The following is a 9,564-nucleotide window of genomic DNA, read 5'->3' as shown; positions in this document are numbered from 1 at the left end:
CCCGCCGCGCCCGCTACTGAGGGGGCCGCCATGATGCGAACCGCAACTTCGGGCATAGGAAACGGCACGGGAAACGGCACGGGAAACGGCACGGGGGACCGGGGCCGCGAGGATACGCTGCAGCTCGTCCGCGACAACGTGCGCAAGACCCTGAGCCGGTCGCCCTCGTTCCGCGCGCTGCCCCCAGACCAGCAGCGCCAGGTGGCGCATGACACCGTGAAGGTCGCCCGTTTCATGGCCGATGCCGGGGGCGAGACCGCCGGCCTGCCGATGACGGCGATCATCAGCAATCCCGCCATGGCGCTCGCAGCCCCGGCGCGGCCCTTCGCGCCGCCGGCGCGGCCGAACCAGCCCGATGGTGGCCAGCAGGATTTCGGCACCGCCGGCGGGGCCTGGCAGGGCTCGGCCACCGGCGCCGCCGGCAGCACGATGGAGGGCATGGTCGACGCCGTCGACTTCCCCGGATTCGTGGGCGGCCTCATCGAGGGGGTCTTCACCGCCATCGTGAAGACCTCGATCCAGCAGATGGAAGCCTACAGCACCATGGTCGCCAACGTCGCGAAGACGGTCGACCAGTACATGGCCGACAACGTCTCGAGCGAGCAGGCGATGGATCAGCTGGTGAACGGCCAGCCCGACCTCTTCGAGGCGGACATGCGGGGCGACACGCCGCAGGTGAACCAGCGGCAGGACGCCGATCCCGACCAGATGGGCGGCTTCCTGCAGAGCCTCGGGCTGCCCTTCGACCTCGACACCTCCGACCCGGAGGTGGTCAAGACCGAGGTGGTGCCCGCCCAGCGCAAGGTCATCGCCATGGACCGCCAGAAGCTGCTGGCGACCATGGTGCTGATGGGCATCAACCGGATCGTGGTCACCGACGGCAAGATCCAGGCCTCGGTCGTCTTCGACCTCAACGCCCGCGACATCGTGCGCCGCAACCAGGAACGGGCCACATCCTTCGACGAGAACTACCACCAGCGCCACAACAAGAAGCGCAAGAACGGCTGGTGGATCTTCTCCACCGAGAAGGAGACCGACTCGAGCTTCCTGAACGTCAAGACGAACGTCACGACGAACCAGACCGACGAATCCGACAGCTCGCTCCAGCTCAAGACCAAGCTCACCGGCAATGTCGACCTGCGGTTCAAGTCCGACTATTTCCCGCTGGAGAAGATGCTCGACATGCTCGGCACCAACCAGACGGTGCTGACCCAGGTCGCCCAGCAGCCGACCCCGCAGCAGAGCCAGCAGGTGCAGCCGATCGCGCCGCCGCCCGCCCCGGCCCTGCCGGCGCCGCCGCCCTTCGCCGCAGGAGGCGCGGTCGCGCGATGACACCCTCCCCGCTCGCCCTCTCGCTCGATCACATCGCGCGGCTTCTCGGGCGGGCACGGGCGGCCGCGGGTCGGCCGCTCGCCCGGGCGGCCTCGGGCGACCCCTTCTTCCTGGACCTGCCCGCCTTCGACGGCGGGGCGGGCGGCGTCGTGACCAGGGCGAACCTCGAGGTCATCGGCTCGCTCTATTTCGCCGCCGAGGTCGAGGGCACCTATCTGCCCGCGGTGGCCGAGCAGCTGGCCGAGCATCGCTTCGGCCTCAACCTCACCGATCGCGGCGCCGCGGCGGCGCTCGAGACGCTGGCGGGCGCGATGCGGCACGAATGGGTGAACCGCGGCCTGCGCAACCAGATCTTCGCGCGCACCTTCGGCATCGGCGATGCGGATCCGAACCTCGGCGACACCGCCGTGAACCGCGAGTTCGAGCCGCGCTTCGCCCGGCTCTGCTCCGCGCTCTCCGCCTCGGCGCGCGACCTGCAGGGCTGGGGCGCGCCCTCCGGGGCGGCCATGCGCGCGGCGGTGGCGGCGCAGGCGCTGCTCGGCAATCTCGGGAGCCGCATGCAGGGCAATACCCTCATCGTGACCGAGCGGCTGGCGCATCAGCTCACCCTCTCGGTCGAGGCGCTCAACCATCCGGGGCTGGCCTCGCTCTTCATGGGCCGCACCGCATGGGACGTGGTGCGCGGCGTGCTCGGCACCGACACCCCGGACCTGGCCGCCCATGTCACCCGGGCCCAGACCGGCCTGCGGCTCGTCACCTGGCTCGCCCGGCATCTCGCCGCCGTTCAGGCCGCCGAAGCGCAGGGGATCATCGACGCCATCGCCGGCGAAGCCGGGCTCCGGGGCTGGGCGGAGATGTGGCTCGACGCGGCGGGCGTCGCGCCGGCCGCGCAGCCGGGAGGCTGGCCGCAATGAGGCTGGCCGACGCCCTGCCCGCCCCCTATGACGCCCCGCCGCGGGCTGGCGGCGTCACGCCGCGGCCGGAGACGGTCAGCCTCGTGCAGAGCCAGATCGACGCGCTGCTGTCGCAGACGCCGAGCTTCTACGGGCTCTCCGAGCGCGATCGCGACACCATGCGCCGCCGGCTGACCCATATCGGCGCCTATGCCGCCGAGCTCGTACGGGATTCCTGGGCGCAGTCGAAGCGGCTGGGCCAGACGCCGCTCGTGCGCAAGGAAACCGTCTACCGGCCGGCGCAGGCGCCGTCGGGCGGGACGCCGCCCGCAGCGCGGAGCCGGTCGCTGCGGCCGCCGCTGGCCCGGGCCCAGGCGGCGCAGGCGAACCTGCAGACCGCGGCCACCGGCCGGGTGGCGGAGATAACGCAATCCACCCTGCGGGCCATCGCCTTCCCGACCTTCGTCGCCGACCTCATCAATGGCACCTTCGACGCGATCATCGGCGCCACCATCAAGCAGATGGAGGCATTCATGACCCTGGTCGAGCAGGTCTCCAAGAGCGTCGACGAATTCATGAAGGACAACATCACCGACAATCAGGCCCGCGACTGGCTGGTCCAGTCCTATCCCGGCCTGATGCGGGTCGAGACCGGCGACGGCGAGCCGCGCGTCGAGCCGACCGAAACCGGCGACGGCGCCGACAGCGCCGCGCTGGAGGGCATGCAGGGCATGCTCGGCCTGCCCGATCCGGTGCGGTCGCTCGACGAGGAGACGATCAACGAGCGCCTGGTGCCCGCCGCCCGGCGCAGGCTCGCCGAATCCCGGCTCCAGATGCTCTCTTCGATGGTCATGCTCGGGTTGCAGCGCATCGTCATCCGCCACGGCCGGCTCCGCGCCACCATGGGCTTCCATATCGACGCCTCGGACCGCGCCCATGCCGAGGAGGCCTCGAGCTTCGACTTCAGCCATTCCAACACCGTCTCGGGGTTCTATTACGTCGCCTTCTCGGCCCGCACCTCGGTCGCCTATGTGAGCTCGCAGAAATCCGACAGCGACAGCGCCATCAACGTCCAGGCGGATCTGACGGGCGAGGTCGATCTCACCTTCGAGACCGACTACCTGCCGCTGAACCGGCTGGCGCGCGCGGAGAGCATCGAGCGGATCCGCTCCAACACGCCGAACCCGGCGGCGAACACGCCCAACCACTCGGCGACCATGGTCGCGCGCGGCGATACCGGTCCCTCGGCGGCCCAGGTCGTCAGCGACCGGATGACCGCCCACGGCGCCGAGCCCGCGCCGACCATCGACCAGACCCTGATCGACGCGGCGGCGGGCGCCGGCCGGGCCGCGATCGGCATGGGAGGTGGCGGATGACCGAGACGAACCGCTTTGCGACCGACCCGCTTCCCGGCCCCTTCGCACCGCAGAGGGGTGCCGAGATGGCGCCGCCGCCCGCCGTGGAGGCCCTCGCCGCCGGCCAGGTCAAGGCGCTGCTCGAGGCCGCGCCGGCCTTCTACCAGCTGCCCTCCGCCACCCGCGCGCGCATGACCGGCGATCTGGGGAAGATCGCCGGCTACACCGCCGCGCTCATCCACGACGACTGGAGCCAGACGGAGAAGCTCGGCCAGCGCCCGATGGTGCGCGGGCGCCGCATCATCGAGGGCCGCGTGACGCCGGCGGCGGCACCGGCCCGGGCCTCCGGCCGCCCGGCGGCGCGCAGCCTCGCCGACGGGTTCCAGCCCGGCGAGGACGGCCAGTTCGTCCCCGTCGCGGCCTCGAACGTGGCGCGGATCACCGAGGACACGCTGAACGCCATCGCCTTTCCCACCTTCGTCGCGGATCTGATCAAGGGGACGTTCCAGGCCATCGTCGACGCCTCGATCCAGCAGATGGAGGCCTATGCCGAGCTTCTGTCCAACGTGTCGAAGACCGTCGACCAGTTCATGTCCGACAACATCACCGACAACAACGCGCGCGACTGGCTCGCGGGCGCCTATCCGCAGGTCATCCGGCTCGACACCTCGGGCGGCCAGCCGCGGCTGGTGCCGACGCCGAACGCCGGCGATGCCGCCCAGCCGAACTTCCGCGGGGATCTCAATCTCTCCGAGGACGTCACCGTCGACGACTCCAGCATCGAGGAGGTCCTCGTGCCCGCCGCCCGCCGCCGCATCGCCCAGAGCCGCCAGCAGACGCTCGCGACCATGGTGCTCATGGGCATGAACCGGATCGTGGTCACCCGCGGCCGCATCAAGGCCGGCATGGGCTTCCGCATCGACACCACCGACCGCAGCCGCAGCGAATTCGCCTCGGATTTCGAGACCAGGACCGAGTCCAAGGCGAAATACGGCTGGTTCCTCTCGCCGGTCTCGGCCTCGGTCAAGAGCTCGGTGGCCTATGTCTCCTCGTCGAAGAAGAATTCCGAATCCGAGCTCGACGTCTCGGCCGACCTGACCGGCGAGGTCGATCTGCAGTTCAAGTCCGATTACTTCCCGCTCGAGCGCTTCGCCGATACCGGCGTGATCGCCCAGATCCAGCAGAACACCCCCAACCCGGGCGCCAACAAGCCCGTTACCGGCGCCACGACGGCGGCCCAGCCATGACCGCCGCCGTCGCACCGTCGCATCAGGAAAGGACCCGCCATGGCCATGCCGCTTGATTATTCCCGCCCGCGCCTCGCCCGGCCCTTCCGCGAAGTGGCGCCGATCATCGACGCGACCAATCCGATCGACGCCATCGGCCAGATCTTCGGCTTCATGGCGCGCAACGCGAGCTACCGCGTCGGCGTGCCGGACACCTCGTTCTTCCCGTTCTCGGCGATCTGCCGGCTGAACCTGACCTTTCCCTCCGGCGCCTATCACGGCACCGGCTTCTATATCGGCAGCGGCCTGATCCTGACCTGCGGCCACAATCTCTTCGACAAGACGCCCGCGGGCAGCGCTACCGAAGCCGCCACGCGCATCACCGTGCGCGTCGGCCAGCAGAACGCCACCACCTGGCTCGACAGCTTCGACCTCACGCCCGCCGACTGGACCGCGCATCCCACCTGGGTGAGCTCGGGCGCGACCGACCGCGGCTTCGATCTCGGCGTGCTGCGCGTCACGACGCCGCCGCCGGCCGGCGAATTCTTCCAGCTGATCAACTATTCGCCCTCCGCCGAGACCCCGATCGCGGTCTGCGGCTACGGCAGCGACACCGGAGTCGACAGCCAGCGCCAGCACCTCGACATCGACCGCATCCGCGCGATCTCGAACAACGGCGAGAACGTCGACTACAATCTCCAGACCCGCGGCGGCAATTCCGGCTCGCCGGTCTTCGCCCATTTCACCAACGAATCCTCGGGCGGCGAGATGCCCGAGACGATCCCAGTGATGGGCGTGCATGTGGCGGGCGAGAGCACGACGCTCAACCGCGGCGTGCTGCTCAGCCCCGACAAGATCGACTGGGCGCTGGGGGGCGGCATATCCTCGGTCTCGGCCTTCTCGCTCTCCGCCCGCCCGGGGAGCCTGGGCGGCCTGCCGCTGACCCGGCGCACGCGCGGGAGCCTCGGGGGCCTGCCGCTCGGGGCCGGGCCGGGAGCGCCGATGCTGCGCACCCTGAGCTGGGCCCGGCCGCTCGAGCGCGCCTGGATCGTCATCGACCAGACCGGCTCCGGTGGCATGAGCGTGGCCAAGCGCACCTTCGGCCATCCCACCCACGACCTCTCCGGCAAGACCAAGGTCTCGGTGCGGGTGCCGAACATGCCCTCGGGCGGCTCGGTGCGCTGGAACATCCCCGACGACGACCACAAGGCCCGCGCCATCTTCGAGACCGGGGGCAATGCGACGGCCCATTCCACCGGCGGCACCAGCGTCACCCTGCGGTCGACCGCGGCAGGGCCCTTCGCCGTCGACTGCATGGTCAAGGATTCCGGCGGCAGCACCGTCGAGAGCAACAAGTACTGGATGAGCTCGCCGCAATTCGTGCTCGTCGCCATCCACCCGACCACCGACGCCTTCTTCGACGGCATCGGGATGCGCACGCGGCGGGCGGCGATCGTCGACGAGATGAAGGCGGTGATGCGGCACCTCTATCGCAACGTGAACATCCGCTTCGTCTTCCCCGGCGAGGCGCTGCCCGCGCATCTCGGGGTCGCCAACAACGCCGCCTTCCCCGGCGGGATCGAGGCGCTTCCTTCGGTGCAATACGCCGAGGTGATCGGCGCCGACACGGTGATGGATCCCGAGGAGACCCAGGACACCGGCACGCCCACGCCCTACGGGGCGCGCTCGCACGGCCGCAACCACGAGCCGGGCGACCTGCCGGCGCCGATGGACCGCCACGCGCTGGCGCGCGGCCTCATCCACCATTTCGCCGATACCCGGGCCGAGATCGGCCATGTCCAGACCGAGGCGGCCGCCGGGCGCCTCTCGGCAGGCGACATGGATCTCGCGGCACGGATGTACGGGCGGCTCATGGGCGAGAACCTGTCCCATGAGGTCGGGCATTTCCTCGCCAATACCTTCGTCGCGCATACCGGCGGCGGGCTGATGCAGACCGGGCGCGACCGCACCACCCGCGAGCGCACCGGCATGACGGTGCAGGCCGCCGCGCCGGTGATCACCGACCACGGGCGCGACACGATCAACGAACTGCCGGCGGACGTGCTCCATACCTTCGAGGAATTCCTGCCGATCGACCCGCCGATCGACCAGGCGACCTTCACCGCGCGGGGGCGGGTCGGGACCTTCTCGCGCGCCCAAGGACGGCAGGGGGGCTGGGTCAACCGCCTGCCCGCCCGGCCGTTCGAGGACGAGACCATCCACCTGCCCGGCGCCACGGTGCTCTCGGGCTGGGAGGCGCAGGCCTTCATCTTCGCCATCGAGGCCGCGTTCCGCAGCCTGCTCTCGGCCAATCCCGCCTTCGTCTTCGTCGCGCCCTTCGTGCGCGTCGGCACGATCCTCGACGCCTGCGACCGCTACGGCGTGACCCTCGCGGTCGGGCTCGCGGGGAGCGGCGCGCTCGGCGCGGGCGCCGGCGCCGGCGGCGGCATCGTCTTCGCGCCGGGCCGGCGGATCGGCTTCTACGGCTCGGGCGCCGGCATCGTCGGGTCGGTCTATTCCATCGGCGGCGCGATCCAGGTCACGCTGATCGACGGCGGCCCCGAGCTCATGTCCGGCACGGGCTACATGGTCGGGGTCTCGATCGGGACGATCGGATGGTTCGATGCCGGCGCCATCGACGTGCCGGTGGCCGCCTACCGGGTCTACGACGGCGCGAGGAACCCCATCGGCTACAGCTTCGAGATCGGGGTGAGCGCCGGCCTGCCGATCATCAGCCTGATCGAGGTCTACGGCCAGGCCAGCGAGACCGCCACCACCTTCGCGCGCCGGCGCGCCCGGGGACGCGCGTTCTCGGCGACAGCGGCCGCACCGGCGGAGGCCTACGAGGCGGCGGTGAACGAGGCCATGGCCGCGGGCGCGAGCCGGGAGGAGGCGGAAGCCTTCCTGTCGCAGCTTTTCGGCTAGCGGCTTCGCCCGCGGAGGCGGGCGGCGGAGCGCAGGCGCTCGCCGCCCCCGCAGGTGCCGAAGCCGGCCCCGACGGCAACCGTCTCGTGCTCGACGTCGTGCGGAACCTCCGCGCGCCGGAGGGATTGCTGCAGCTGCCGCATATGGAGAGCGGCGGCGAGACCTTCGATGTCGAGATCCCGGAGGGGCTGCGCCTCTCGCTCGTCGATCTCGCGCTGACCGAGGCCGTGCCGCTCGCCGGCGCCGAGGTGGAGAACCGCCCCGCCCAGGGCGCCACCGGGCGGCTCTCGCTCCGCGTGCGGTGGAGCTACCCGGTCCCCATGGGGCAGGTCGCCTTCCGGCTGCGGGTCTATGCCTCGCCCGAGGGCAAGCCGCCGCCGGTCCGGGTCTCGGTCACCGATCCGGGCAGCGACCGGCGGATGCGCGCGCTCTTCGAGCAGGACGGTCCGGTGGATCTCGCGATCTCCGGCCCGCTCGCCGAGCAGTTCCACGACCAGGTGCTGGCACGCGGCGGCGAGATCGCCCCGCTCGCCCGGCCGTCGGTGGCGGGGGTCGACGACGCCACGGTCATCGCCATCGTCGCCGTCTCCATCGCGGTGATCGCCGCGACCTGCATCGCGCTCGGGCTCGCCACCTTCGGCGCCGTGCTCTTCTTCGCGATGTCCAAGGGCTACAATATCGACGATGCGGGCTACAAGGTCGCGGTGGGCGAGGGCGAGACGCGCCAGGAGCACGAGATGGTCTTCAACATCCGCCAGCCCGGCACCTGACCCGGCACGCCGGCCCGGTCATCGGCAGTCGCGTCATGCCTCGGCGATACCTAGGTCGCATGCGACGGACGCGGCCCGGTCAAGGATCTCGGCCCGCGCATCCTGACCGGGGATGCCCGCTTCGAGATCCTGGCGACGTTCATCGGCAACCCGACGCCGGGCCCGCAGAGCGCGCTCCTCTCGCCGAAGCCGGGCCAGGGCCTCCCGTCGATGGGCTTCAGCAACGACACGATGGAGAAGGGGTTGCTGCCCCCGGATCCGGCCGCAGAGATGCAGGCGATCCTCGAAGGCGGCATCCGTGCGCCGCCGAGCGTCAACCAGCCGCAAGGCCGGGATCCCGAGCTCGGCCAGGCCAGATCGCGCATCGCCGAGGTCGCGGCCAGGCGGGTGACCCTGCGCATGCTCGGGGCCGCGGAGGGACCGCGACGCTGGACGAGCGCGTGCTCGACATGGACGTGGAGATCGACGAGGCGGATTGGCGGGGGCCCCGGCCCGACCCCCGCCGCACGGCGAAACCGGCCTTGCCGGAGTGGAATTCCGCGCGCCGGATTGTCTTCAGACGGGGAATCGTGTAATAATTAATCGTTCCACGATGCGGATGTCATGGGGGTCGATATGCATACGACACACCATCTTGGCGCAGACTTGGGAGCCAAGTTCTTCTACAACGTCACCGAATTGTCTGACGAAGCCAAATTACTATCGAAAGCGATGGGCAAGTACAATCTGCGTGCACAGCCGGATCGCAGCCAGCTGTTTTCGGTCTATAGCCCGGACAGCAAGGCCGCCATCGCCATCTCCATTACACCGTTCAGCGGCGAGGACCGAAGTGTCGAGGGCGGTCTCAGCGTTTCGGAGGGCGGGCATGCCCAGGCCGTCATCGTGCGGCTGAAGGGCACGGTGATCACCGGGTTCATCCACCTGACCGCGGCCAAGGGCGAATTGCTGGAATCCGAGCACGGGATCGACGAGTTGCGCGGATCCGGGGACCAGGTCGACATGGTGGTCCGGGACCGCCACATCCAGGCGATCGCCGAGCGCGTGGGCAAGGTGAAATCGGCGC

At 70.4% G+C, this 9,564-nt stretch carries 8 protein-coding genes; 7 read left to right on the top strand and 1 reads right to left on the bottom strand.

Annotated elements, in window-relative coordinates; all coding sequences use genetic code 11:
* Window positions 1-30: 30 nt before the first annotated feature.
* The 6 genes from V7050_RS14030 (at window position 31) to V7050_RS14005 (ending at window position 8,501) form a co-directional block, all read left to right on the top strand.
* Window positions 31-1,332, top strand: a complete 1,302-nt coding sequence (locus V7050_RS14030) for a hypothetical protein (protein WP_324367600.1) — start codon at window positions 31-33, stop codon at window positions 1,330-1,332.
* The gene (locus tag V7050_RS14025; protein WP_324367602.1) at window positions 1,329-2,246 is read left to right on the top strand and encodes a hypothetical protein; all 918 of its coding nucleotides are present in this window, start codon (window positions 1,329-1,331) and stop codon (window positions 2,244-2,246) included. The genes V7050_RS14030 and V7050_RS14025 overlap by 4 nt, the downstream gene beginning before the upstream one ends.
* A complete protein-coding gene (locus V7050_RS14020; RefSeq protein ID WP_324367604.1) occupies window positions 2,243-3,601 on the top strand; it encodes a hypothetical protein in 1,359 nt (452 codons plus the stop codon). The genes V7050_RS14025 and V7050_RS14020 overlap by 4 nt, the downstream gene beginning before the upstream one ends.
* The gene (locus tag V7050_RS14015; RefSeq protein ID WP_324367606.1) at window positions 3,598-4,827 is read left to right on the top strand and encodes a hypothetical protein; all 1,230 of its coding nucleotides are present in this window, start codon (window positions 3,598-3,600) and stop codon (window positions 4,825-4,827) included. The genes V7050_RS14020 and V7050_RS14015 overlap by 4 nt, the downstream gene beginning before the upstream one ends.
* A 39-nt stretch (window positions 4,828-4,866) precedes the next feature.
* Window positions 4,867-7,731 carry a trypsin-like serine peptidase gene (locus tag V7050_RS14010; protein WP_324373793.1) on the top strand — a complete coding sequence of 955 codons (2,865 nt, stop codon included), beginning with the start codon at window positions 4,867-4,869 and terminating at the stop codon, window positions 7,729-7,731.
* Between the two features lie 86 nt (window positions 7,732-7,817).
* On the top strand, window positions 7,818-8,501 hold the full coding sequence (locus V7050_RS14005; protein ID WP_324367510.1) for a hypothetical protein: 684 nt from the start codon (window positions 7,818-7,820) through the stop codon (window positions 8,499-8,501).
* Window positions 8,502-8,534: 33 nt separating this feature from the next.
* On the opposite strand, the gene V7050_RS14000 is transcribed toward V7050_RS14005, so the two are convergent.
* Window positions 8,535-8,828 (bottom strand): hypothetical protein, encoded by a 294-nt coding sequence (locus V7050_RS14000; RefSeq protein WP_324373791.1) that lies wholly within the window; start codon window positions 8,826-8,828, stop codon window positions 8,535-8,537.
* Window positions 8,829-9,104: 276 nt separating this feature from the next.
* Here V7050_RS14000 and V7050_RS13995 point away from each other — a divergent pair.
* A partial coding sequence (locus V7050_RS13995) for a hypothetical protein (RefSeq protein ID WP_324410688.1) occupies window positions 9,105-9,564 on the top strand: 460 nt, incomplete at its 3' end.

This window comes from Amaricoccus sp. (assembly GCF_036846665.1).
In the GTDB taxonomy this organism is placed as follows: Bacteria; Pseudomonadota; Alphaproteobacteria; order Rhodobacterales; family Rhodobacteraceae; genus Amaricoccus.
This window is presented reverse-complemented; position numbering and strand designations above follow the sequence as displayed.

Coding starts and splice junctions, on each gene's coding strand:
- V7050_RS14030 (WP_324367600.1), top strand. CDS start 31: ATGATGCGAACCGCAACTTCGGGCATAGGAAACGGCACGGGAAACGGC.
- V7050_RS14025 (WP_324367602.1), top strand. CDS start 1,329: ATGACACCCTCCCCGCTCGCCCTCTCGCTCGATCACATCGCGCGGCTT.
- V7050_RS14020 (WP_324367604.1), top strand. CDS start 2,243: ATGAGGCTGGCCGACGCCCTGCCCGCCCCCTATGACGCCCCGCCGCGG.
- V7050_RS14015 (WP_324367606.1), top strand. CDS start 3,598: ATGACCGAGACGAACCGCTTTGCGACCGACCCGCTTCCCGGCCCCTTC.
- V7050_RS14010 (WP_324373793.1), top strand. CDS start 4,867: ATGGCCATGCCGCTTGATTATTCCCGCCCGCGCCTCGCCCGGCCCTTC.